The sequence below is a fragment of the Rugamonas rivuli genome (genome assembly GCF_009380165.1).
GTDB lineage: Bacteria > Pseudomonadota > Gammaproteobacteria > Burkholderiales > Burkholderiaceae_D > Rugamonas > Rugamonas rivuli.
Genome location: NZ_WHUF01000004.1, coordinates 500,110 through 522,796, shown reverse-complemented (window position 1 = coordinate 522,796; position 22,687 = coordinate 500,110). Strand labels below are relative to the sequence as shown.

At 64.0% G+C, this 22,687-nt stretch carries 22 protein-coding genes; 12 read left to right on the top strand and 10 right to left on the bottom strand.

Annotated elements, in window-relative coordinates; genetic code table 11:
* Positions 1 to 36: 36 nt before the first annotated feature.
* The 4 genes from GEV01_RS30765 to GEV01_RS17285 all read right to left on the bottom strand — a co-directional run bounded on the left by GEV01_RS30765 (position 37) and on the right by GEV01_RS17285 (position 3,162).
* Complete coding sequence (locus GEV01_RS30765) at positions 37 to 243, bottom strand: hypothetical protein (RefSeq protein ID WP_175023073.1); 207 nt, start codon at positions 241 to 243, stop codon at positions 37 to 39.
* On the bottom strand, positions 206 to 478 hold the full coding sequence (locus GEV01_RS31535; protein WP_152806640.1) for a BrnT family toxin: 273 nt from the start codon (positions 476 to 478) through the stop codon (positions 206 to 208). The genes GEV01_RS30765 and GEV01_RS31535 overlap by 38 nt, the downstream gene beginning before the upstream one ends.
* 65 nt (positions 479 to 543) lie before the next feature.
* Positions 544 to 1,131 (bottom strand): response regulator transcription factor, encoded by a 588-nt coding sequence (locus GEV01_RS17290; protein ID WP_152806638.1) that lies wholly within the window; start codon positions 1,129 to 1,131, stop codon positions 544 to 546.
* Between the two features lie 3 nt (positions 1,132 to 1,134).
* Entirely contained in the window at positions 1,135 to 3,162 is a 2,028-nt protein-coding gene (locus GEV01_RS17285; protein ID WP_152806636.1) for a PAS domain S-box protein, read from the bottom strand.
* Between the two features lie 129 nt (positions 3,163 to 3,291).
* Between GEV01_RS17285 and GEV01_RS17280 the strand changes: the two genes are divergently transcribed.
* Entirely contained in the window at positions 3,292 to 4,278 is a 987-nt protein-coding gene (locus GEV01_RS17280) for a TRAP transporter substrate-binding protein (protein ID WP_008451911.1), read from the top strand.
* A gap of 51 nt (positions 4,279 to 4,329) precedes the next feature.
* Here GEV01_RS17280 and GEV01_RS17275 read toward each other — a convergent pair whose 3' ends face one another.
* Complete coding sequence (locus tag GEV01_RS17275) at positions 4,330 to 5,718, bottom strand: TRAP transporter large permease (protein ID WP_152806634.1); 1,389 nt, start codon at positions 5,716 to 5,718, stop codon at positions 4,330 to 4,332.
* Positions 5,715 to 6,368 carry a TRAP transporter small permease gene (locus tag GEV01_RS17270; protein ID WP_152806632.1) on the bottom strand — a complete coding sequence of 218 codons (654 nt, stop codon included), beginning with the start codon at positions 6,366 to 6,368 and terminating at the stop codon, positions 5,715 to 5,717. Before GEV01_RS17270 ends, GEV01_RS17275 begins: the two co-directional genes overlap by 4 nt.
* A 594-nt stretch (positions 6,369 to 6,962) precedes the next feature.
* Here GEV01_RS17270 and GEV01_RS17265 point away from each other — a divergent pair.
* The 3 genes from GEV01_RS17265 to GEV01_RS17255 all read left to right on the top strand — a co-directional run bounded on the left by GEV01_RS17265 (position 6,963) and on the right by GEV01_RS17255 (position 8,616).
* Positions 6,963 to 7,484 (top strand): methylated-DNA--[protein]-cysteine S-methyltransferase, encoded by a 522-nt coding sequence (locus GEV01_RS17265; protein ID WP_070270712.1) that lies wholly within the window; start codon positions 6,963 to 6,965, stop codon positions 7,482 to 7,484.
* Positions 7,460 to 8,365 (top strand): site-specific tyrosine recombinase XerD, encoded by a 906-nt coding sequence (gene xerD / locus GEV01_RS17260; protein WP_152806630.1) that lies wholly within the window; start codon positions 7,460 to 7,462, stop codon positions 8,363 to 8,365. The genes GEV01_RS17265 and xerD overlap by 25 nt, the downstream gene beginning before the upstream one ends.
* Before the next feature lie 71 nt (positions 8,366 to 8,436).
* Positions 8,437 to 8,616 (top strand): hypothetical protein, encoded by a 180-nt coding sequence (locus GEV01_RS17255; protein ID WP_152806628.1) that lies wholly within the window; start codon positions 8,437 to 8,439, stop codon positions 8,614 to 8,616.
* 50 nt (positions 8,617 to 8,666) lie between these two features.
* On the opposite strand, the gene GEV01_RS17250 is transcribed toward GEV01_RS17255, so the two are convergent.
* Together GEV01_RS17250 and GEV01_RS17245 are read right to left on the bottom strand one after the other, a co-directional pair.
* Positions 8,667 to 11,813, bottom strand: a complete 3,147-nt coding sequence (locus tag GEV01_RS17250) for an efflux RND transporter permease subunit (protein ID WP_152806626.1) — start codon at positions 11,811 to 11,813, stop codon at positions 8,667 to 8,669.
* A 3-nt stretch (positions 11,814 to 11,816) separates the two neighbouring features.
* Entirely contained in the window at positions 11,817 to 13,046 is a 1,230-nt protein-coding gene (locus GEV01_RS17245; protein WP_152806624.1) for an efflux RND transporter periplasmic adaptor subunit, read from the bottom strand.
* A 231-nt stretch (positions 13,047 to 13,277) separates the two neighbouring features.
* Here GEV01_RS17245 and GEV01_RS17240 point away from each other — a divergent pair, with 231 nt between their 5' ends.
* Positions 13,278 to 15,017 (top strand): putative bifunctional diguanylate cyclase/phosphodiesterase, encoded by a 1,740-nt coding sequence (locus tag GEV01_RS17240; RefSeq protein ID WP_328595538.1) that lies wholly within the window; start codon positions 13,278 to 13,280, stop codon positions 15,015 to 15,017.
* On the opposite strand, the gene GEV01_RS17235 is transcribed toward GEV01_RS17240, so the two are convergent.
* Positions 15,018 to 16,013: an endonuclease/exonuclease/phosphatase family protein gene (locus GEV01_RS17235; protein ID WP_152806622.1), complete on the bottom strand. Its 996-nt coding sequence runs from the start codon at positions 16,011 to 16,013 to the stop codon at positions 15,018 to 15,020. It lies immediately after the preceding gene.
* Between the two features lie 49 nt (positions 16,014 to 16,062).
* Here GEV01_RS17235 and ybaK point away from each other — a divergent pair, with 49 nt between their 5' ends.
* The 6 genes from ybaK to GEV01_RS17205 all read left to right on the top strand — a co-directional run bounded on the left by ybaK (position 16,063) and on the right by GEV01_RS17205 (position 20,733).
* Positions 16,063 to 16,554, top strand: a complete 492-nt coding sequence (gene ybaK, locus GEV01_RS17230) for a Cys-tRNA(Pro) deacylase (protein WP_175023096.1) — start codon at positions 16,063 to 16,065, stop codon at positions 16,552 to 16,554.
* A 59-nt stretch (positions 16,555 to 16,613) separates the two neighbouring features.
* Complete coding sequence (gene plsY, locus GEV01_RS17225; protein WP_152806618.1) at positions 16,614 to 17,243, top strand: glycerol-3-phosphate 1-O-acyltransferase PlsY; 630 nt, start codon at positions 16,614 to 16,616, stop codon at positions 17,241 to 17,243.
* A 78-nt stretch (positions 17,244 to 17,321) separates the two neighbouring features.
* The gene (locus GEV01_RS17220) at positions 17,322 to 17,972 is read left to right on the top strand and encodes a DsbA family oxidoreductase (protein WP_152806616.1); all 651 of its coding nucleotides are present in this window, start codon (positions 17,322 to 17,324) and stop codon (positions 17,970 to 17,972) included.
* A 132-nt stretch (positions 17,973 to 18,104) separates the two neighbouring features.
* Positions 18,105 to 19,157, top strand: a complete 1,053-nt coding sequence (locus GEV01_RS17215) for a GGDEF domain-containing protein (RefSeq protein WP_152806614.1) — start codon at positions 18,105 to 18,107, stop codon at positions 19,155 to 19,157.
* A gap of 21 nt (positions 19,158 to 19,178) precedes the next feature.
* Entirely contained in the window at positions 19,179 to 19,469 is a 291-nt protein-coding gene (locus GEV01_RS17210; RefSeq protein WP_152806612.1) for a DUF427 domain-containing protein, read from the top strand.
* Positions 19,470 to 19,482: 13 nt separating this feature from the next.
* Positions 19,483 to 20,733: a metal-dependent hydrolase gene (locus GEV01_RS17205; RefSeq protein ID WP_152806611.1), complete on the top strand. Its 1,251-nt coding sequence runs from the start codon at positions 19,483 to 19,485 to the stop codon at positions 20,731 to 20,733.
* On the opposite strand, the gene GEV01_RS17200 is transcribed toward GEV01_RS17205, so the two are convergent.
* Positions 20,730 to 21,590, bottom strand: a complete 861-nt coding sequence (locus GEV01_RS17200) for an oxidoreductase (RefSeq protein ID WP_152806609.1) — start codon at positions 21,588 to 21,590, stop codon at positions 20,730 to 20,732. The genes GEV01_RS17205 and GEV01_RS17200 overlap by 4 nt on opposite strands.
* A gap of 104 nt (positions 21,591 to 21,694) precedes the next feature.
* Between GEV01_RS17200 and GEV01_RS17195 the strand changes: the two genes are divergently transcribed.
* The gene (locus tag GEV01_RS17195) at positions 21,695 to 22,621 is read left to right on the top strand and encodes a LysR family transcriptional regulator (protein ID WP_152806607.1); all 927 of its coding nucleotides are present in this window, start codon (positions 21,695 to 21,697) and stop codon (positions 22,619 to 22,621) included.
* Positions 22,622 to 22,687 lie beyond the last annotated feature (66 nt).

Below are 22,687 nucleotides of genomic sequence, written 5' to 3'. Positions count from 1 at the left end.
GGTGATGAGTGATTCATTCGGGAGTTGGCTGCATGACTAGCGGTTTTGCTTACGCTTTCTTTGGAATTCGTGCTGACCAGGAAGAATCATTTTCGCTTTAGCCCAGTATGCTTCAAACGCGACCGGATCGTCGGTGTCATAGGGACAATCCGGGTCGTCAACATGCTCCGGAGCTGCAGCGATCATGGCCTCGATCTGCTCTGGGCTAAAAGGGGGCATTTTGTATATAGGATCGCGTTTCACGTCTGTCACCGTATCGACAAGAAATTAGTCTTATATCGTCATCTTTTGAAGTCCAGATCAGGACTACAACTCTGTCTTTAAACAAGCAAAAACTGCGGAATCGCCTTTCCGAATACGCCGCCGACCGGTCCTCGGTTGTGTACATGGGCAAATCAAACACCGAATCCAGATCGGCGAAGTCAATGCCGTGATCTTTTAAATTCTTGCGCCGCTTGTTTTCATCCCAGGTAAGCATGGGACGATCTTGTCACTTCATGTTAGGCGCTCGCTTGAGGGGAATCAAGCAGGGTGAGGCGGCGTTTATTTCAGCAGGCCCGCCAGCTCAACGGCGGTCTTGACCTGCATCTTGTCGAAGATGTGGGCGCGGTGGACTTCTACTGTACGCATGCTGATGCCCAACTGGTCGGCCACCACCTTGTTCATCTTCCCCGCCAGGATCAGGTCCAGCACCTCGCGCTCGCGCGCCGACAGCGTGGCCAGGCGCGCGTGCACCGCCGCCATGGCGCCGGCCTGGCGCGAGTTGGCCAGCGCTTCCTGCACCCGGTCCATCAACTGGTTGTCGTTGAACGGCTTCTCGCAGAAATCGAAAGCGCCGCGCTTGAGCGCATCCACCGCCATCGGCACGTCGCCGTGGCCGGTCAGGAAGATCACCGGCATGCGCTGCGTCAGGCCGCGTGCGGACAGCTGGTCGAAGGCCGCCACGCCGTTCATGTCCGGCATGCGCACGTCGAGCAGCACGCAGTCGCCGTCGGTGTCGAAGTGGCCGGCGTCGGTGTAGGCCAGCAGCTGCGGCGCGGAGTCGTAGGCGCGCGACGGAATGCCGCGCGAAGTGGCGAGCCAGGTCAGCGAGTCGCGTACGACTGCTTCATCATCGACGATATGCAGCATGGTTCAAGTCTCCTGTTCCGCGACCGCCAGCACCGCCGGCAGCACGAACGTAAATATGGTGCCACCTTGCGGGTTGGCGCTGTAGGTCAGCGAGCCGCCGTGGAATTCTATCGCGGTGCGGCAGATGTTGAGCCCCATGCCCATGCCTTCCGCCTTGGTCGAGAAGAACGGCGAGAACAGCCGCTGCGCCACGTCCTCCTGGATGCCGTGCCCCTGGTCGATCACCGCCACGCTGACCTGCGCGCTGGCCGCATCATACGCCGCCACCACGTTGAGCATGCGCCGCTGCGGCGGTATGTGCGCCATCGCTTCGATGGCGTTGCGGGTCAGGTTGAGCAGCACCTGCTCGATCATCACGCGGTCGGCGCGCACCGGCGGCAGGTCGGCGGGGATGCTGGCGTTGAAGGAGACGTAGGCTTGCCGCGCCTGCAGTTCGATCAGCGCGCGGATGCCGTCCAGCAGCGAGGCGATGGCGATCTCCTGCCGCTGAGGTTCGCTCTTCTTGACGAATTCGTGCACGCTGCGGATGATCTGGCCGGCCCGCTGCGCCTGCGCGCTGGCCTGTTCCAGCGCCGGCTTGAGGATGCCGCAATCGATCGTCGCACCGCTGCTCTCGGCGCGGCCCAGCACATTGAGCGCGCCGGTGGTGTAGCTGGAGATCGCGGCCAGCGGCTGGTTTAATTCATGCGCCAGCATCGAGGCGATTTCGCCCATGGTCGCCAGGCGCGCGCTGGCCTGCAGCTTTTCGTGCTGCTGGCGGTTCAGTTCCTCGATGCGCTTGCGGTCCGAGATGTCGAGAATGGAGCCCATCCAGCCGGTCTGCTTGCCGTCCTTGTCGACCAGCGGCGCTTCGAAGATCAGCACCGGCACACGTTCGCCGTCGGGGCGCTGGAAGATGGTTTCGAACTGCGGCGTGACCTTGCCCGCCAGGACCGAGGCGAAGCGGGTCTGGTATTCGGCCATCTCCTCGGGCGCCCAGTAGGGCATGGGCGGCAGCAGGCCGACGATCTCCTCGGCCGGGTAGCCGACGATCTGGCAGAAGGCCGGATTGACGTAGGTGACGCGGCCTTCGAGGTCGCGCGCGCGCAGGCCTGTCACCAGCGAGTTCTCCATCGCGGTGCGGAACGACATCTGCTGGCGCAAGGCGCCTTCGGCTTCCAGCCGCCGCGAGATGTGGCCCCATAACGCCAGCAGGCTCCATAACAATCCCAGCGACAGCACGATCACCGAGCCGACCAGCAAATTAGGCAGTAGCTGCGGTTCGCTCTTGACGCTATCCGTCACCAGCGTGATCGAGGCGCCCGGCAGGTCCAGCGCGCGCTTGTGGGTGTAGACGCCGTGGCCCGGGCCGGCGGCGGCGCGGCGGGCCAGCACCTTGTCGTCGCGGTCGATCAGCGAGACCTGGTTGTCCTGCGCGAACCACCACGGCACCATCTCTTCCAGCAGCGCGCTGGTTTGATAGGTGGCGACCAGGTCGCCGATGTATTCGTCGCCGCGGAACAGCGGCACGTGGTAGTCCATCAGCACGGCGGCGGGGGCGGCCGACTGGTTGGGCGTCTGCGCTTCCGGCTGCGTGTACATCGGATGGCGGGTCTTGCGGGTCAGCTCCATCGTGGCTTGGGAGGCGGCCGACAGCTCCACCGGCGCCGCCTGCGGATCGCTGCTGGCGGCCAGCTTGCCGTCCGGCCGCAGCCAGATCACGCGCAGCAGTTCATGGCCGTTCTTCAGCAAGCGCGCCAGCCGTTCGTGCGCCTGCTCCGGCGGCAGGCGGCCGGCGGCGATGTCGGCGCCCAGGCCGCGCAGGCTTTCCTCGTCGCGGCCCAGCTGGAAGCGGATGGTCTGTTCGACCCACAGCGTGTCGGCGATCAGCTGCTCCTGGCGCTCGTTGCTCTCCATCTGGCGGGCCTGCCACGGCAGCCAGATCAGGATCGCCAGGAAGAACAGCACCAGCATGATGGGCAGCAGCCAGCGCAGCGGAGAGCTGTACGGCGTGCGGCGCGCGGCGGTGGGCGGGGAGGGCGTGACGGTCATGGGAGGTCAGGTTAAAGCCTTGGAGGGCTGGCACCATTGTGGTTTTCCACAGTAGCCGTACTTGCTACTTTTGGTGAGAATCGGTCAAACTAGAACAATACCGTATTTTAAATCCCTTCTGGAGACTCCATGAAACTGAAAATCGCCCTGCTGGCCGTTACTGCGGCACTGAGCATCAATGCCTACGCCCAGGCCCCTATCGTCATCAAATTCAGCCACGTAGTCGCCACTGACACGCCGAAAGGCCAGGCCGCAGAGCGCTTCAAGCAGCTGGCCGAGAAGGCCACCAACGGCCGCGTGAAGGTCGAAGTCTATCCGAACAGCCAGCTGTACAAGGACAAGGAAGAACTGGAAGCGCTGCAGCTGGGCGCCGTGCAGATGCTGGCGCCGTCGCTGGCCAAATTCGGCCCGCTGGGCGTGAAGGAATTCGAAGCGTTCGACCTGCCGTACATCTTCCCGTCGAAGACCGCGCTGTATAACGTCACCGAAGGCGAAATCGGCAAGAGCCTGATGAAGAAGCTGGAACCTAAGGGCATCACCGGCCTGGCGTTCTGGGACAATGGCTTCAAGGTCATGTCGGCCAACAAGCCGCTGCACAACGTGGCCGATTTCAAAGGCCTGAAGATGCGCATCCAGTCGTCGAAGGTGCTGGACGCGCAGATGCGCGCGCTGGGCGCCAACCCGCAGGTGCTGGCCTTCTCCGAGGTGTACCAGGCGCTGCAAACCGGCGTGGTGGACGGCACCGAGAACCCGCCATCGAATATGTACACCCAGAAGATGCACGAGGTGCAGAAGCATGTGACGGTGTCCAACCACGGCTACCTGGGTTATGCGGTTATCGTCAACAAGAAGTTCTGGGACGGCCTGCCGGCCGACATCCGCACCGCGCTGGACAAGGCGATGAAGGATGCCACCACGTTTGAAAAAGCCATCGCCCAGCGCGACAACGACCTGGCGCTGGAAGCGATCAAAAAGACCGGCAAGACCGAGATCTACACGCCTAGCGTGAAAGAGCAGGCCGACTGGCGCAAGGCGCTGCTGCCGGTGCAGAAGGATATGGAAGGCCGTATCGGCAAGGATCTGATCTCGGCGATCAACAAGGAAGCAGCTAAATAATTTAGCTCGTTTTTCAAATGAGAAGGGAGGCCATCTGGCCTCCTTTTTTTATTACATCAAGCCCATCGCCTTGGGCAGCCATAACGACAGCCCCGGCCAGTAGGTCACGATCACCAGGAACACCAGCATCGTCAGCAGCCACGGCATCACGGCCACGGTCAGCTCGGAGATGCTCATCTTCGAGATGCCGCTGGCCACGTACAGGTTCAGGCCGACCGGAGGGTGGCACAGGCCCACTTCCATATTCGCGTCGATCATGATGCCGAAGTGGACGGCGTCGATGCCCAGGCGGATCGCGGCAGGGTGCAGGATCGGCGCCATCACCAGGATGATCGACGACGGCTCCATCACGTTACCGGCCAACAGCAGCAGGATGTTGGTGAAGAACAGGAAGCCGGCCTGGCCCAGGTCCTTGGCCAGAATCCAGTCCGCCATCGCTTGCGGGATGTTCTCGTGCGCCATCAGGAAGGAGAACAGCACGGCGTTGGTGATGATGTACAGCAGCATCGCGCTCAGGCTGGCCGACTTCTTCAGCACTTCCGGCGTCTTCTTCAGCGGCATGTCCTTGTAGACGAACACCGAGATGAGGAAGGCGTACACCGCGCTCATCGCCGCCGCTTCGGTCGGCGTGAAGATGCCCTTGGTGATACCGCCGATGATGATCACCACCAGCATCAGGCCCCACACGCTGTCCTTGAAGGCCTTGGCGCGTTCGCCCCAGGTGGCTTTGCGCATGCGCGGGTAGCCGTTCTTCTTGGCCAGCACCCAGGTGGTGGTGCACAGCATCACGGTCAGCAGAATGCCGGGGAACAGGCCGGCCAGGAACAGCGCGCCGATCGAGGTGTTGGTGGAAATCGCGTAGATCACTTTCGGGATCGACGGCAGCATCAAAATGCCCAGCGAGCCGGCGGTGATGATGACGCCGGCGCCGAAGCGCTTCGGATAGCCTTGCTTGACCATGGCCGGCAGGATGATCGAACCGATCGCCACCACCGTCGCCACCGACGAGCCGCACACCAGCGCGAACATGGCGCAGGCGATGATGCCGGCCAGCGCCAGGCCGCCGTGCCAGTGGCCGATCAGGCTGGTGGCGAACTTGATCATGCGCTTGGCCACGCCGCCGTGGGTCAGGAAGTTACCGGCCAGGATGAACAGCGGGATGGCCATGATCTCGAACTTCTCGATGCCGCTGAACAGCTTGAGCGCCACCGCTTCGACCGGCACGTGGGTCAGCAGGTACATAAACATCAGCACCGTCAGGCCGAGCGCGATGGAGACCGGGATGCCGGTCAACATCAGCGCCAGCAACAGCGCGAACACGATGCCGACCTTGCCGCCGATGACGCACACGGCCAGCAGGATGGCGGCGATGCCGATCAGCCAGGTGGCGGCGCGTTTCTTGGACATCACATTGACTTGATTGATCGCTGCGCCGCTCATTTGGCACCTCCGTGGGCTGGGGCTGGGTGGGCGACGGCAAACATGTCGTCATCTTCGGCATCGTCCAGGCCTTCGACGTGCGATTCGTCCTGGTGCGGCATCTCGCCGGTGCGCCAGTAGACCAGCGATACCTGGATGAAGCGGAAGCACATCAGGTAGGAACCCATCGGCACCACCGAATAGATGAACCAGGTCGGCCATTCCAGGTCGGGCGTGGTCGGGCCTTCGGTCAGCGCGCTGATATCCATGCCCAGCTTGTTGAACAGGGCGTAGTGCAGGCCGTTTTCCCACACGAAGGTCAGGCCCAGCGTGCCGATGATGCCGGTGAACAGCATGCCGCAAGCCAGCGCGACGTAGGTGGCGCGGCGGCGCCAGGCGTCCGGCAGGCGGCTGACCAGCACGTCGACGCCGACGTGCACACCCATGCGCACGCCGTAGGCGGCGCCGAACTTGGCCATCCACACGAACATGATGATGGCCAGTTCCTGCGCCCACTCGAAGTGCAGCGACAGCAGGTAATCCTGGACGCCCGGGATCGGCAGGCCGGTGCCGTAGCGGTGCGCCACGGACAGGAAAATGATCAGGGTGGCCCCTGCCATCAGGAAGGTGATGATCCACTCCTCCAGATGGTCCAGTAGTTTTGTGAACATGGTTTGTCTCTAGGGTTTATTGATGCCAGGAAATCCGGCATTTTCGCCTAAATTATCGGTTTGCGGGGAGACTAGCAATGAGGGGTACTACTAGGTCTTTTGCCAACAACATGCGCAATACCACAACTCTCTTGAGATGCGTCAAATTTGTTTCACGTTTAAAGCAAGGGGTCCGGCTGGCCGAAAAAAAAAGAGAAAAAGCCAAATAGATACGTTATGATTGCGTCGCTCTCAGGGAGAAGTGCATATCGATATGCGACCCGGTAGCAAGAGCCCAGAATTGTAGGTGGGGAGTGTGTAGAGAAACGGTACTGAATACCGGCAATAGATCGAGGAGACGCACGTTTTACAGAATGTCGTTGTTATAGTCGCTGAAGGCCGCCACAAGCGTGCTACGGGGACAGGCAAACGACCGGGAACGTGAAGCAGGATTTGGAAACGCACCGCGAGGTGCGTTTTTTTTTGCCTGCCGTATCGCTGCCTCTTCCGGCGCGGACTTACAATGCAATCGTGTGGTTTTTTTAATGTAGTTCGAATGCAACAAAATGGTGCATTTCGACAACTTCAGCCGGTCTTTTTGGTGCGTAGGGTGTGATGAAAATACAACAGCAGCATGAATTGTTCGCAGCCGTCTTGGACTTGCCGCTTGGAAAATTGGGCGTGCGCACGGCAGGTGGTCTGATAACCGAACTCTGTTACCTGCCGCCCCATTTTGATGCAAAAGCGCCGCAGGACGCGGTCGCGGAACTGGCGGCTGAGCAGCTGGGCAAGTATTGCGAGGATGCCGACTTCGTCTTCGACCTGCCGTTGAAGCGCGCCGGCACCGAGTTCCAGCACAAGGTCTGGGACGCCATCCGTTCGATCCCGCGCGGCAGCGTGCGCACCTACGGCGAGCTGGCCAAACACATCGGCTCGGCGCCGCGCGCGGTGGGCCAGGCTTGCGGCGCCAACTGGTTTCCGGTGGTGATACCCTGCCACCGCGTGACGTCCTCGTCCGGCCTGGGCGGCTTCGCCAACAGCGACGACCCGAACGGCTACCTGCTGGGCATCAAGCGCTGGCTGCTGGCGCACGAAGGGTCGAGCGAATACGCATGGCAACAGACAACACTGCTCTGATCGACGAGTTCTGCGACAGCCTGTGGCTGGAGGACGGCCTGTCGAAGAACACGCTGGAAGCTTACCGGCGCGACATGCGCCTGTTCGCCACCTGGCTGGAGAAGAAGCGGCCGGACGTGGCCGGGCTGGCGGCCGTCGCCGCCCACGATATCGAGGGCTATATCGCGGCCCGCCACCAGGACAGCGGCAAGGCCACCTCGTCCAACCGGCGGTTGTCGGTGCTGCGGCGTTTTTACCAGATGCTGCTGCGCCAGCGCCGCATCGCCGACGATCCGACGCTCAAATTGGTATCCGCCAAACAGCCGGCGCGCTTCGTCCACACCTTGAGCGAAATTCAAGTGGAGGCGCTGCTGGCCGCGCCCGACGTCGCCACGCCGCTGGGCCTGCGCGAGCGCACCATGCTGGAGCTGATGTACGCCAGCGGCTTGCGGGTGTCCGAGCTGGTCACGCTCAAGCTGCTGGAGCTGAGCCTGAACGACGGCGTGCTGCGTATCACCGGCAAGGGCGCGAAGACGCGGCTGGTGCCGTTCGGCCAGCAGGCGCGGGTGTGGATAGAGCGCTACGTCAAGGACGCGCGCGGCATCATCCTCAACGGCCAGGTCGACGACGCGCTGTTCGTCACCGGTCGCGGCGGGCCGATGACGCGGCAGATGTTCTGGGTCTTGATTAAAAAACATGCCTTGAAGGCCGGCATCACGGCGCCGCTGTCGCCGCACACCTTGCGCCACGCCTTCGCCACCCATCTGCTCAACCACGGCGCCGACCTGCGGGTGGTACAGTTGTTGTTGGGCCATTCGGATATTTCGACGACCCAAATCTACACCCACGTCGCCCGTGAGCGGCTCAAGCATTTGCATGCGCAACATCATCCTCGCGGCTGAAAAACTTGCGTCGGCCGTAAGTGCGTCATAATGTGGGCAGGTAATCGAACCGTATAAAGAAGAGGTGGCAAATGGCAAAGACAAATTTCGCGTATGAAAAGCGGCAGCGTGAGCTGGAAAAGAAAAAGAAAGCGGATGAAAAAGCCCGCCGCAAGGCCGAGCTGAAGCAGAATCCCGGGCTGGCCCAGGAAGGCGAGCTCGATGAAGCCGATGGCGACGATGCCGCCGACGGCGATACCGCCGCTGAGTAAGCACGAAAAAAAACCGGGCATGCAGCCCGGTTTTGCGTTGTAGATCCCGATTACGCCACTTCGTTGCGGGCCTTGATGTCGTGCAGCGGTTCGATGGCGTCCTGCAGCGCGGCTTCTTCCTCGTGCGCCTTGCCCTTGAAGAAGCGGGCGCAACGCTTGCCCAGGCTGTCCAGGTAGGTGTAGGCCACCGGCACCACCACCAGGGTCAGCAGGGTAGAGGTGATCACCCCGCCGATCACCGCGCGGCCCATCGGCGCCTGCGTCTCGCCGCCGTCGCCCATGCCGATCGCCATCGGCAGCATGCCGAACACCATCGCCAACGTCGTCATCACAATCGGACGCAGCCGCACCTGGCCGGCCGACATGATGGCCTCGCGCTGGCCCATGCCGCCGCGCTGCGCGTGGTTGGTGAAGTCCACCAGCAGAATCGCGTTCTTCGTCACCAGGCCCATCAGCATGATGAAGCCGATCACCGAGAAGATGTTCAGCGTGCTGCCCGTGATCAAGAGCGCGACCAGCACGCCGATCAGCGACAGCGGCAAGGACATCATGATCGCCACCGGCTGCAGGAAGCTGCCGAACTGCGACGCCAGCACCAGATAGATGAAGATCACCGCGATGCCCAGCGCGATCATGGCCGACGACATGCTCTCTTCCATGTCCTGCGCATTGCCGCCAACGTCGAAGCGCACGCCGGCCGGCAAGTCGATTTCCTTCATGGCTTTCTTGACGTCGCTGTCGACGTCGCCGCTTGGACGGCCTTCGACCGCGGCGTACACCGCCACCCGGCGTTGCAGCGCCTGGCGCTTCAACACCTGCGGGCTGAACGACGGCACGAAGTCCACCACCTGGCGCAGCGGCACCATCACGGGACGGCCGTCCGGACCCAGCTTGCTGGAGGCCAGCGACAGGTCGGCCAGGTCGGCGATCTTCTGGCGGCCCGATTTCGGCAACTGCACGTTGACGTCGTAGTTCTGGCCATCGTCGGCCAGGAAGTGGCTGGTGGTGTCGCCCGCCACGAACGGCCGCAGCGCGGTGCCGATCTGCTGCACCGTCAGGCCAAGGTCGCTGGCCAGCTCGTTGTTGATCTTCACCGTGGTCGATGGATTGGCGCCTTCCTGGCTGTACTCCAGGTCGGCAACGCCCTTGATCTTGCGCATCTTGTCCATCAGGCGGTGGGCCACGGCGTCCAGCTTGCCTTCGTCGGTGCCGAGGATGGCGATGAAGATAGGCTTCCAGCCCACCGACATGGTGATGCCGGCGATCTTGCTCAGGCGTGCGCGCACCGCGCCTTCCAGCTGCTTCTGCGTACGGCGCTTGTAGGTCTTGCGGTCCTGCAGCTTCATGTCGATCTGCGCGGTGTTGCGGCCGTCCTGGGTGCCGACCACCGAGATCACGTTGGCGATTTCAGGGAACTCCTTCAGCGCCTGCTCAACCTGCTGCACCTTGTTGTCGGTGTATTCCAGGCTGGAGCCGACCGGGGTCTTCATGCGCAGGTTGATCCAGCCATTGTCCTGGTCGGGGAACATCTCGCCGCCTATCATCGGCACCAGCATCAGGCTGGCGACGAACAGCGCGGCGGCGAAGGCCAGCGTCAGCTTGCGCCAGCGCAGCGCGAGGGCCAGCACCTTGCCGTACACCACGTGCAGCGCTTCGACGCCGCCTTCCAGCCAGTGCATGAAGCGGCCCAGCCACGGCACGTATTTGAAGCGGTCCTTGACCGGGTCCGGCCACACCGACGACAGCATCGGGTCCAGCGTGAAGCTGACGAACAGCGACACCAGCACGGCCACCGCGACGGTGACGCCGAACTGCAGGAAGAAGCGGCCGATGATGCCCTGCATGAAGGCCACCGGAATGAACACGGCGACGATGGCGAAGGTGGTGGCCATCACGGCCAGGCCGATTTCGTTGGTGCCGTCTTCCGACGCGCGGCGGTGGTTCTTGCCCATGCCGAGGTGGCGCACGATGTTTTCGCGCACCACGATGGCGTCGTCGATCAGCAGGCCGATGCACAGCGACAGCGCCATCAGCGTCAGGAAGTTCAGCGTGAAGCCGAAGAATTTCATGGCGATGAAACTGGCCATCACCGAGATCGGCAAGGTCAGGCCGGTGATGATCGTCGAGCGCCACGAGTGCAGGAACAGGAACACGATGATCATCGTCAGCACCGCGCCTTCGATGATGGTTTCCTTCACGTTGTCGAGCTGGCTCTGCACCTTCAGCGATTCATCGTTGAGCACGGTCAGCGTGATGTCGGCCGGCAGCGTCTTCTGCAGATCGGCGGCGACCTTCTGGATGCGGCGGCCCACCTCGACCACGTTGGCGTCCTGCACCTTGGTGATGTCGATGGTGACGGCGCGCTTGCCGCTCAGGCGTGAGACCGACAGCTCTTCCTGCGCGCCGTCGATCACCGTGGCGACCTGCTCCAGGAACACCGGGCCGTTGGCGCGGCGGGCGACGATGATCTTGTTGAAGTCGCGCGCATCCTTCATCTTGCCTTCGATGCGCACCAGCTGTTCGGTGGCGCCGTAGCTGATCGAACCGGCCGGCAGGTTGGTGTTGGTGGCCTGGATCGCGGCGATCACTTCATCGACGCCGATCGCCTGCGCGGTCAGGTCGTTGGGACGCAGGCTGATCAGGATCTGGCGCGAAGCCGTGCCGTTCAGGCGCACCTGGCCGACGCCGGCCACGCCCTGGAAGCGCTTGCCGATCAGCTGGTCCGCCATGGTCGACAGTTCACGCAGCGTGTGGTCGGTGGCGGTCAGGCCGATCTGCGCGATAGGGCGGCTGTTCTCGCCTTCGAAGCGGACGATGAACGGATCCTTGGCTTCTTTCGGGAAGCGTGGGCGCACCTGCGCCACCTTGTCGCGCAAGTCCTGCATCGCCTTGTCCATATTGGTGGACAGTTCGAAATCGATGTACAGGCCGGCGCGGCCTTCCCACGAATTGGCGCGCAGCGTCTTGATGCCGCTGACGGTGTTGACCACGTCTTCCATCGGCCGCGTGATGTCGTTCTCCACCGCCTCCGGCGACGCGCCCGGATAGTTGACCTCGATCAGCGCGCCGGGAATGTCGACGTTGGGCATGGCCTCCAGGCCCAGTCCCCGGTAGGAGAACAGGCCCAGCACGACCAGCGCCACCATCACCATGGTGGCGAAGACCGGGTTCTGGATACTGGTTTTAGTGATCCACATGATTTAGTCCTTCTGGGCCAGCATGGCGGACTTCGGCGGCTGCGCCGGCGTGGCGACATTCACCGGCAGCTTGACCTGGCTGCCCGGCTTGACGCTGTCCAGTTTGGAGACGATGACGCTGGCGCCCGGCTGCAAGCCTTCGACCACTTCGGCATAGCCCTCGTCCTCGTTGCGCAGGCCCAGCTTGACCGGCTGCGCGATGACCTTGCCCTGTTCGATCTTGTACACCACCTGCTGGCCCTTGTCGGTGCGCAGCGCCGGCAGCGGCACGATGGGCATGACGGCGGAACGGTCGGTGACGATGCTGCCCTTGGCGAACATGCCGGCGCGCAGCGCGCTGTCCTCGTTCTTGACGGAGATGTAGACCAGCATGGCGCGCGAGCCCGCTTCGGTGGCGGGGTTGATGCGCGCCACCTTGCCGGCGAAGGCGCGGCCCTGGAAGCCGTCGACCTTGAACTTGACGTCCTGGCCCACTTTCACGCGCGGGATTTCCGAGGCCGGCACCTGCGCCTCCAAGGTCAGTTCGGCCAGGTTGACGATGCTGTAGACCGGCATGTCCGGCGCCAGCTTCTCGCCTGCCTGCACGTGGCGCTTGCTGACCACGCCGCTGATGGGCGCCTTGATCACGCCGTCATTGAGCGCGATGCGGGCGATCTCCACCATCGCGGCGGCCGACTTGACGTTGGCACGCGCCAGGTCGACGCTGTTCTGCGTCGAATCGTAGGCGTTTTGCGAAATGTATTTCTGCTTGAGCAGGGCGCCGCTGTTGGACTCGTTCTTGGTCGCCAGCGACAGCTTGGCCTGGGCTTCGTCGAGCATGGCCTGCTGCTGTTGCAGGCGGGCGCGCAGGTCGGACTGGTCGATGCGGGCCAGCACCTGGCCGGCGGACACCGCCATGCCTTCCTGCACCGTGGTGGCTTCCACCACGCCCGATACCTTGGACTTGATGGTGGCCGAACTCAGGGGCGCCAGCGAGCCGGATAAGGGCAAGCTGACCGCCAATGATCTTGCATCGATGGCCGCGATATCGCCGCTGGCCAATTCGAAGACTTCCTGTTTCTTCTTGTCGTCCTTGCCTGCCTGCGCGGTCGCGGGCGGCGCTTCCTTCTTGCCGTGCATGACGGTCCAGCCGCCGCCGGCCAGGCCGATCACGATCAGCACTGCGAGGGGTTTGCGCCAGCGCTTGCGGCTTGCGGTGGGCTGTGGGGAGACGGGCAAGGTTTCAAGTTTCATATCGTTCTTCTATTAAAAGGTCGCCACGGCGCAGGATTGTGCTGATTTGCGCATGGTGTCACTTTAGGTAGTTGCAAGGCGAACCGCCAGAAAAATGCGATGGGCGGCGCGAAAATGCGGATGAACTGCGAAAACGCGGGATCGAGCGCGTTTGAGGGAGGTCAATGAGCCATCCGCCCCAAGGGCAAGAATGAGCAAGGCCTGAGAAGGCGCGACGCCGGAGAGGGCCACGTGGCACAAGCAGACGACAATCCGAGTGCGGACTACCGCGCGCTGTACCAGCACACCAGCGACGCCTTGCTGTTGTTGCAGGATGGCCGCGTCGTCGATTGCAATCCGGCAGCGCTGGCCTTGTTCGAGTGCGGCGGGCCGCAGCGGCTGCCGGGCCGCAGTCTGGCCGATTTGTCACCATTGCAGCAGACCGAGGGCGTGCTGTCGGCGCGCGCGCTGGCCGACCTGCAGGCCGACGCGCTGCGCGATGGCAACCGCCGCTTCGAATGGTGCTGGGTGGGTTGCGGCGGCCGCCAGTTCTGGGCCGACGTGGTGTTGACGGCTCTTGGCCCGCAGCACCTGTGTGCGGCGATCCGCGACATCTCGGCCCGCAAGCACGAGCAGCTGGTGTTGTATCTGGCCTTGCTGGCCGATGTCGCCGGACGCCGGCCGGCGGAGCAGACCCGCCACCTGGCCGAGCACGATTTCCTCACCGACCTGCCGAACCGCGTGCTGCTACTCGACCGCCTGACGCTGGCGCTGGCGGTGGCGCGGCGCCGGCGCAGCCGGCTGGCCCTGCTGTTCCTCGACCTGGACCGTTTTAAAAACATCAACGATACGCTGGGCCACCACGTCGGCGACCGGCTGTTGCAGGAAGTGGCGGTGCGGCTGCGCGGCTGCGTGCGCAGCGTCGACACCGTCAGCCGCCAGGGCGGGGACGAGTTCGTCATCATCCTGCCCGAGATCGGCGGCATCGACCAGGTCGCCCACGTGGCGGCGGCCGTGCTGAATACGCTGGGCCAGGAATTCGTGCTGGAGCCTTACCGGCTGAACGTGGGCGCCTCGATCGGCATCAGCATCTTTCCCGACGACGGCGCCGACCTCGACAACCTGGTGCGCCACGCCGACCTGGCCATGTACCACGCCAAGGAAAACGGCGGCAACGGCTTCCAGTTCTTCAGCGCGGAGATGAATGCGCTGATCGTCGAGCGGGCGGCGCTGGAAAACGACTTGCAGCGCGCGCTGCGCGAACGCCAGTTCGAGCTGGAGTACGAGGCCCAGGTCGATCTCGCCAGCGGCCTGCCGCTGGCGGCGGAAGCGCTGCTGCGCTGGCGCCATCCGACGCTGGGCCTGCTGCGGCCGGAGCGCTTCATCGCCGTGGCCGAGGCTTGCGGCCTGATGGTGCCGATCGGCCAGTGGGTGCTGGAGCAGGCTTGCCGCGAAGCGCGCCGCTGGCAGCAGGCCGGCCATGCGCTGGCGGTGGCGGTCAATCTGTCGCCGACGCAGTTCCTGCAAAAAGACCTGGCGGTCAGCGTCGACCGGGCGCTGGCGGCGGCCGGCCTGGCGCCGGAGCTGCTGGAGCTGGAGCTGACCGAGGCCGTCATCATGCAGCATGGCGCCGCCGCGCCGGCCACGCTGGGGGCGCTGCGGCAGCTGGGCGTGCGGCTGGCGATCGACGATTTCGGCACCGGCTACACGCGCATCGGCCACCTGCGCGAGTATCCCTTCAACAAGCTGAAGATAGACCGCACCTTCATCGGCGACATCGACGGCGCGGCCGACGGCGCGACGCCGCCGACGGTGGTGACGGCCATCATCGCGATGGCGCGCAGTCTGGACCTGACGGTGCTGGCGGAGGGCGTGGAGACCGAGGCGCAGCTGCGCTTCCTGACGCAGCACGGCTGTCATCAGGTGCAGGGTTACTATATGCGGCAGAACGGCTGGCTCGACAGCCTGGATGGCTTGCTGGACGGCGGCTGACTACGCCCCGGCGTGGTCGCGCGCGCCGAACAGGCGCAGCCGCACCAGTACCTGGCCGTGGTCGGACGCCTCGGGCCGGTGCAGCAGCAGATGGTCGTTCAGATAGGTCACGTCCAGCACCTCGCCCACCGCGTAGCGCGAGGCGGGGTTGAATTCCTCCGACACCAGCACGTGGTCGATGGTCATGTAGTGGCCCTCGTGGATGTTGGTGTAGCCGATGTGGCGCAAGGTGTCGCGGCCCAGCTGGATCTGGTTGCAGTCGAACATGCGGCCGCTCAGCTCCTCGCCCGGCAGGCCGGCCGCGCCGGAGCCCATGACGATGGCGGTGGTGACGGCGTCGGCCGTGTCGTTGAAATCGCCCAGCACCACGCGCGGCCGGCGCGCGCGGCTTTCGAGCAGGCTGAGCAGGGCGCGCAGGGCCACCGCCTCGGTGCCGCGCCGTATCAGCGAGCGCAGGTTGGCCTGGGCGTACAGCAAGGGGTCGGCGTAGTCGTCGCCGCTGCTGTAGTCGGGGCGCTTGGATTTGAGGTGGACCACGACGACGTCGACGATGCGCTGGTCCGGCAGCAGCACCTGGGCATGCAGCGGCGCGCGGGCGAAGCGGTCGGCGTCGCGGCTGCCGGCCGGCAGCGCCACGCCGTCGGGGAAGGCGCTGTACTCGGCGGCCGGTTGCGCCAGCGGCAGGCGCGAGATCAGCGCCACCTGCGGCAGCAGGCGCGCGGCGCCGGTGTGCGGATCGGGCGCGGCGTCGAAGCCGGCCAGCGTGGCTTCGCGGTAGCGGCTGCTGTGGGCCAGCACGTCGCGCATCGCCGCCAGCGAGAACACTTCCTGCAGGCCGACCACGTCGGCGTCGAGCAGGTCCAGCTGCTGCGCGGTCCACAGGACTTTCGCTTGGTAGTCCGCCGGCGTCAATGGCGGCAGATTGTCGTACAATTTCGCCCCAGGCTGGGAAAGATTGCAAACATTGAAAGTGGCAAAGCGAATTTCCTGCTGCATAATTAGAAACTCCCGATCGAACTATTACTTCACAAGCAGCGTACCACGCATGGCTAAAAAAGAGCACATCTCCGAGACCCCGGCAACGCAAATGCTGCGCAAACATAAGGTGGTCTTCAGCGAGCACCCCTACGACTACGAAGAACACGGCGGCACCACGGTGTCCGCGCGCGAGCTGGGCGTGGACGAACACGCGGTGGTCAAGACCCTGGTCATGCAGGACGAGGCCGCTAAACCATTAATTGTGCTGATGCACGGCGATTGCAAGGTTTCGACCAAGAATCTGGCGCGCGGCATCGGCTGCAAATCCGTCGAACCGTGCAAGCCGGAGGTGGCCACGCGCCACAGCGGCTACCAGATCGGCGGCACCTCGCCCTTCGGCACGCGCAAGGTGTTGCCGGTGTATGTCGAGGATAGCATTCTTGCGCTGGAAACGATTTATATCAATGGCGGCAGGAGGGGCTATCTGGTCGGCATCGCGCCGCAGGTGCTGGTCGAGCTGCTGCAGGCCAAGGCCGTGCACTGCGCTCTGGCCGATTGAGGCGCGACAGTGTATATTCAACGGCCCCCAACGGGCGCATGACTACTTTTGAGGAAACAATGAATACAGTTTGGATGACCGTCGCCGCCTATCTGATCGGCTCGATCTCGTTTGCCGTCGTGATGAGCAAGTTGTTCGGCATCGCCGATCCCCGCACCTACGGCTCGAAAAATCCGGGCGCCACCAATGTGTTGCGTAGCGGCAATAAGGCGGCGGCCATCATGACCCTGATCGGCGACGGCGCCAAGGGCTGGCTGGCGGTATGGCTGGCGATCCGCTACCAGGACCAGTTGCAGATCGGCGACGCCACCATCGCGCTGGTGGCGATCGCGGTGTTCCTGGGCCACCTGTGGCCGGTGTTCTTCCGCTTCGTCGGCGGCAAGGGCGTGGCGACCGCGCTGGGCGTGCTGCTGGGCCTGAACCCGTGGCTGGGCCTGGCCACGCTGGTGACGTGGCTGGCGGTGGCTTACGCCTTCCGCTACTCCTCGCTGGCGGCGCTGGTGGCGGCGCTGTTCGCGCCGTTCTACTACGGCCTGCTGTTCGGCGTCGAACCGCAGCTGTTCGCGGTGTTCGCCATGAGCGCACTGTTGGCTTTCCGTCACAGCAAAAACATCTCGAATTTGCTGGCCGGCAAGGAAAGCCGCATCGGCAGCAAGAGCAAGGAAGCGGTTAAACCCCGCAAAAAGTAAGGTCATCCCCCGTCCCGGCGCTTGATTTTGCGCCGGGCGTCGCCATATGCTGAAATACCGTTTTAGCAAAGGCACAGCATGACTACTACCCTCAAGATCGATTTCGTCTCCGACGTTTCCTGCCCGTGGTGCGCCATCGGCCTCAAGTCGCTGGACCAGGCGCTGGCCAATATCGGCGACAAAGCCGCCGTCAGCATGCACTTCCAGCCCTTCGAACTCAATCCCAACATGGGCCCCGAAGGCCAGGACATCGGCGAGCACCTGAGCGAAAAATACGGATCGACGCCGTCGCAGCAGGAGCAGGCGCGCGAGATGATACGTGCGCGCGGCGCCGAAGTCGGCTTCGATTTCGCCATGGGCAAACGCAGCCGAATCTACAACACCTTCGACGCCCACCGCCTGCTGCATTGGGCCGAGCTGGAAGGCAAGCAGAAGGAGCTGAAGGAAGCGCTGTTCGGCGCCTACTTCACCAAGGGCGACGATCCGAGCTCGCACGAGGTGCTGCTGCGCGTGGTCGGCGAAGTGGGGCTGGATGTCGATGTCGCCACCGAAGTGCTGCAAGCGAACCGCTATGCCGACGAGGTGCGCGAGCGCGAGCAGTTCTTCCAGCGCCACGGCATCAACTCGGTGCCGGCCGTGATCATCAACGAGCGCCACCTGATCTCGGGCGGCCAGCCGGCCGCCGTGTTTGAAAAGGCGCTGCGCGAGATCATGGCGCAAGCGGCTTAAAAAATGCCGTCAGCGGCGGGGGCAAGTGCTCCCGCCGTCCCTGTTTTGCGATAAACTGATCGGGTAGCACCATAGTCCGGTCCCGCTGCATGCGGGTGTCCAGAAAAGATCGACGTCGCTACAGGGAGGCCTATGCTGGCCGCAGAAAAAGTACATACACTCTCCATCGCCCGTCCGCAGGCCGACCAGTTCCGGCTGGCCGCACTGCACCGCTACCACATCCTCGATACCCCCGCCTGCGAAGACTTCAGCTTCCTCACCGAGCTGGCCGCCAAGGTGTGCGAGGTGCCTTACGCTTTCATCTCGCTGGTCGATGCCGAGCGTGTCTGGATCAAGTCCTGCACCGGCATGCAGATGGGCGAGCTGCCGCGCGGCGAAAGCTATTGTTCGCTGGCGGTGCTGGGCGAGGCCGCCACCGAGATCCCTGACCTGACGCAGGACTTCCGCACCGCCGGCATGGCGCTGACGGTCAACGCGCCGTTCATGCGCATGTACAGCAGCGTGGCGCTGACCTCGTCCGACGGCTTCGCCATCGGCACGCTGTGCGTGATGGACACCAAGCCGGGCGGCCTGAATCCCGAGCAGCACGCCACGCTGGTCAAGCTGGCCCGCCAGGTGATGGCGCTGATCGAACTGCGCGCCAACGAGAAGGCGCTGGAAGCCACGGTGCGCGAGCTGGAGCAGCTGGCCACCACCGACGAGTTGACCGGCCTGCACAACCGCCGCTCGCTGCTGCACCGTCTGAAATTCGAGACGGCGCGCGCCAAGCGTTTCCGCTCGCCGCTATCGGCGGTGATGATAGACCTCGACCACTTCAAGCGCATCAATGATGAATACGGCCACGCGGTCGGCGACCAGGTGCTGGCCAGTGTCGGCCGCCTGCTGCGCGAGAGCGTGCGCGTGATCGACGTGCCGGGCCGCTACGGCGGCGAAGAGTTGTGCGTGATCCTGCCGAACACGCCGATCGAAGGCGCCTGCAAGTTCGCCGAGAGCCTGCGCGCCAAGATCGAGGCGCAAGTCCACTACGCCGGCCCGCGCCTGCTGCCGGTGACGGCCAGCCTGGGCGTGGCCTCGTTCGACCACATGGAAATCGCCGATGCGGAAAGCCTGCTGCGTCAGGCCGACGCTTCGCTGTATCGCGCCAAGCATGCAGGCCGCAACCGCGTGGAATGCAGCCCTAACTGACACTGAGAAGGAAGTCTTTCTATGCCTACCGCCAGCTGGAATGGCGTCGTCATCGCGCAGGCGCGGGACGACGAAGTTGAAATCGTCGAGAACAATGTCTATTTCCCGCCATCGAGCGTGAAGACGGAGTACCTGCAAGCCAGCGCGCATACGTCGCGCTGCCCATGGAAGGGATTGGCCAGCTACTACAGCCTGAACGTCGACGGCAAGGTCAACGAGAACGCCGCCTGGTACTACCCCGAGCCGTCCGAGAAGGCCGCGCAGATCAAGGACCACGTGGCGTTCTGGCGCGGCGTCGACGTGCAGCGCTGAACCGCATAGGTGCATGGACAATATCACCCACAGCATTATCGGTTTCGGCGTTGGCGAAGTGGTGCACCGCAGTCTGCCCGACGAGGCGGATGCGCCGTCGCAGCAGGTGCGGCACCGCTTGTTGCTGGTGGCCTGCGCGCTGGCCAGTAACTTCCCCGACCTCGATCTCTTCCTGACCAAGCTGCTGCCCAATCCGCTGGGCTATCTGCTGCATCATCGCGGCCATACGCATACGGCCTTGCTGGCGTTGCCGCAGGCGCTGCTGCTGGCGGCCTTGCTGTGGCTGTGCTGGCCGTCGGCGCGCGCGCTGTTGAAGGCCAGCCGCACGGCGCGGCTTGGCCTGGCCCTGAGCGTGGGCCTGGGTTTTGCGCTGCATCTGCTGATGGACTTTACCAATTCCTACGGCATCCATCCCTGGTATCCATTCGACGGACGCTGGTTCTACGGCGATATGGTGTTCATCGTCGAACCCTTGTTCTGGGTGGCGGTTGGCGTGCCGATGGCGCTCATCATGCGCTGGCGCTGGTTGCGCATGCTCGGCCTGGTCTGCCTGTTCGCGGCGCTGGTGGTGTTTGCCGGCAAAGGCTATCTGGCGTGGACTTCATTTGCGGCATTGCTGCTGATTGCGTCGGCTTGCGGCGCGGCGCAATTGCGCGCAGGGGAGCGCGGCCGTGCGGGTTTGCTGCTGGCGCTGGCCGTCAGCGTCGGCTTCATCGCGGTGCAGGGCGTGGCTTCGCGCGCGGGCCGCGAGCAGATCACCGCTGCTTTGTTGAACGCCGATCCGTCGGTGCGCGTGATGGATGTGGCGATGACGGCGTTCCCGTCGCAGCCTTTGTGCTGGGCGTATGCCAGCGTGGAAGCCAATGAGAAGCAGGGCTACTATCGTCTGCGGCGCGGTGTCGCCAGCCTGGCGCCGGAGTGGCTGGCGCCGTTGGCTTGTCCTGCCGGATTGGTCGGAGCGCCTGAAACGAAGCAGGCCTTGTCGCCCGCCGTTCAGCAATTCGGCGCGGTGCTGGCCAGCCTGCCGGCGCTGCGCATTTTGAAAGACAAGAACTGCCAGGTGGATGCCTGGCTGCGCTTCGCCCGCATGCCGGCGCTGATGCTGCCGACCAGTAACCTGGCCGACTACCGCTTCGCCGCCACGCCGCGCGGGAATTTCACGACGCTGCATTTCGGCGAGACCGCGCCGTGTCCCGAGGGCGTGCCGGGATGGCGCTACCCGCGTGAGGACTTGCTGTCGCTCCATCCACCCGGCAAACTTTAAGCAGCCTTTTGCTGCGGGGCGAAATCGGTCGATACCGCCAGATCCAGCCACCGCGCCATTTCCGTTTCGACGAACAGGTTCTTGGCGCGCACGCGTTCCACCGTGTCCGAGCCCAGTTGCAGGCGCACAGGCGGCTTGGCGCTGTCGGCCAGTTGCAGCAGGGCGACTGCCAGCTTGGCCGGATCGCCAGGCTGCTGATGGTTGACGCCGGCCGCGAACTCGCGCATCGCGCCCACTGTGGCGGCGTAATCTTCGATGCGGTCGCGGGTGCTGATCAGCGACGAGGCGTCGAGGAAGTCGGTGCGGAAGAAGCCCGGCTCCACCACCGTCACGTTGATGCCCAGCGGCGCCAGTTCCATCGCCAGCGCTTCGCTCAAGCCTTCCACCGCGAACTTGGTGGAGGCGTATGCGCCCCAGCCGGCAAAGGCCGAATAACCGCCGACCGACGAGATGTTGATGACGTGGCCATTGCCTTGGCGGCGCATCACCGGCAGCACGGCGCGGGTGACGTTGAGCAGGCCGAAGACGTTGGTCTCGTACAGCGCGCGCACTTCCTCGGCGCTGGCTTCCTCCACCGCGCCCAGCAGGCCGTAGCCGGCGTTGTTGACCAATACGTCGATGCGGCCGAAGCGCGCCACCGCCTGCTGGGCGGCGGTGATGGCCTGCGCTTCCAGCTTGACGTCCAGCCGCAGCGCCAGCAGGTGCGCATGCTCACCGAGGGCGGCGGTGACGCTGTGCGGATCGCGGGCGGTGGCGACCACGTAGTCGCCGCGCGCCAGCGCCTGTTGCGCGGTCAGCAAGCCGAAGCCGCGCGATGCGCCGGTGATGAACCATACTTTTTTTGCAGTGCCGGTCATGATCGTTTCCTTTGTGGTGAGTTGATGCAGGCCAGTGTAGCCACGGCCCGCCTGCTACACTAGCCATAGGAAAGCTGTTTGATTATCACCTTTTGGTTGTAAATATGGATAAAGCCCGAGTCATCAGTTTGTTCATCGGCGTGGTGCGCGCCAAGAGTTTCAGCCAGGCGGCGGTGGAGGCCGGCCTGACGCCGCAAGCCGTCAGCAAGGCGGTGCGGCAGCTGGAGGAACATCTGGGCGTACGCCTGTTCCACCGCACCACGCGCAGCCTGAGCCTGACGGAGGAGGGGCTGCGCCTGTTCGAGCTGTCCAACCCCGGCCTGCGCTTGCTGGACGAGGCGCTGGACCAGGTGCGCAACAGCCGCCTCGAAGCCGACGGCCTGATCCGCGTGGTGGCGCCGATGTCGATCGGCGCCGCCGTCATCATCCCCTTGCTGCCGGAGTTCCAGCGGCGGTATCCCGGCGTGCATTTCGATGTGCAGCTGGATGACCATTTCACCGATCTGGTGGAGAGCAAAATCGACGTCGGTTTCCGCGCCGGCAACCCGCCCGAGCGTAACCTGGTGTCCCGCAAGCTGGGCGAGATCGTGCTTGTGCCGTGCGCAACGCCCGGCTACCTGGCCCAGCACGGCATGCCGCGGACGGTGGAGGATTTGCAGCGGCATCGTTGTACCGGCTTCCGTCATCCCAGCACCGGCCGCCTGATGCAATGGGAATTGCAGATGGATGGCGCCACGGTCTACCAGGAGATGCCGGCGGTGGCCAGTTTCAATACGGTGGAGGGGGAATTGACAGCGGTGCTGAGCGGCTTGGGCATCGGCCAATTACCGGTCTTCATGATCGAGGCCGAGCTAGCCAACGGCGCGCTGGTGCCGTTGCTGCCGCGTACGGTGAGTTCGAATAACGGTGTGTTCATGTACTACCAGCAGCGTACGCTGATGCCGCTGCGGGTGCGGCACTTCATCGACTTTGTCGCGGAACGTGCGCCGCTGCGGCTTGCGGCCCAGCACGGGCTGCTCCCGGCCGCCTGAACTTGCACGGATTTGGTGCTTGCCCGGCCGTATCGTGTCGCGTGTTCGCCACAAAAGCGCCTAAAA

Bases quoted from the DNA above. Each gene is read 5' to 3' on its own strand.
- plsY (WP_152806618.1), top strand. From the start codon at position 16,614: ATGAATACAGTTTGGATGACCGTCGCCGCCTATCTGATCGGCTCGATC.
- GEV01_RS17265 (WP_070270712.1), top strand. From the start codon at position 6,963: ATGAAAATACAACAGCAGCATGAATTGTTCGCAGCCGTCTTGGACTTG.
- GEV01_RS17250 (WP_152806626.1), bottom strand. From the start codon at position 11,813: ATGTGGATCACTAAAACCAGTATCCAGAACCCGGTCTTCGCCACCATG.
- GEV01_RS31535 (WP_152806640.1), bottom strand. From the start codon at position 478: ATGCTTACCTGGGATGAAAACAAGCGGCGCAAGAATTTAAAAGATCAC.
- GEV01_RS17280 (WP_008451911.1), top strand. From the start codon at position 3,292: ATGAAACTGAAAATCGCCCTGCTGGCCGTTACTGCGGCACTGAGCATC.
- GEV01_RS17235 (WP_152806622.1), bottom strand. From the start codon at position 16,013: ATGCAGCAGGAAATTCGCTTTGCCACTTTCAATGTTTGCAATCTTTCC.
- GEV01_RS17195 (WP_152806607.1), top strand. From the start codon at position 21,695: ATGGATAAAGCCCGAGTCATCAGTTTGTTCATCGGCGTGGTGCGCGCC.
- GEV01_RS17275 (WP_152806634.1), bottom strand. From the start codon at position 5,718: ATGAGCGGCGCAGCGATCAATCAAGTCAATGTGATGTCCAAGAAACGC.
- GEV01_RS17285 (WP_152806636.1), bottom strand. From the start codon at position 3,162: ATGACCGTCACGCCCTCCCCGCCCACCGCCGCGCGCCGCACGCCGTAC.
- xerD (WP_152806630.1), top strand. From the start codon at position 7,460: ATGGCAACAGACAACACTGCTCTGATCGACGAGTTCTGCGACAGCCTG.
- ybaK (WP_175023096.1), top strand. From the start codon at position 16,063: ATGGCTAAAAAAGAGCACATCTCCGAGACCCCGGCAACGCAAATGCTG.
- GEV01_RS17205 (WP_152806611.1), top strand. From the start codon at position 19,483: ATGGACAATATCACCCACAGCATTATCGGTTTCGGCGTTGGCGAAGTG.
- GEV01_RS17255 (WP_152806628.1), top strand. From the start codon at position 8,437: ATGGCAAAGACAAATTTCGCGTATGAAAAGCGGCAGCGTGAGCTGGAA.
- GEV01_RS17210 (WP_152806612.1), top strand. From the start codon at position 19,179: ATGCCTACCGCCAGCTGGAATGGCGTCGTCATCGCGCAGGCGCGGGAC.
- GEV01_RS17220 (WP_152806616.1), top strand. From the start codon at position 17,322: ATGACTACTACCCTCAAGATCGATTTCGTCTCCGACGTTTCCTGCCCG.
- GEV01_RS17200 (WP_152806609.1), bottom strand. From the start codon at position 21,590: ATGACCGGCACTGCAAAAAAAGTATGGTTCATCACCGGCGCATCGCGC.
- GEV01_RS17215 (WP_152806614.1), top strand. From the start codon at position 18,105: ATGCTGGCCGCAGAAAAAGTACATACACTCTCCATCGCCCGTCCGCAG.
- GEV01_RS17270 (WP_152806632.1), bottom strand. From the start codon at position 6,368: ATGTTCACAAAACTACTGGACCATCTGGAGGAGTGGATCATCACCTTC.
- GEV01_RS17245 (WP_152806624.1), bottom strand. From the start codon at position 13,046: ATGAAACTTGAAACCTTGCCCGTCTCCCCACAGCCCACCGCAAGCCGC.
- GEV01_RS17290 (WP_152806638.1), bottom strand. From the start codon at position 1,131: ATGCTGCATATCGTCGATGATGAAGCAGTCGTACGCGACTCGCTGACC.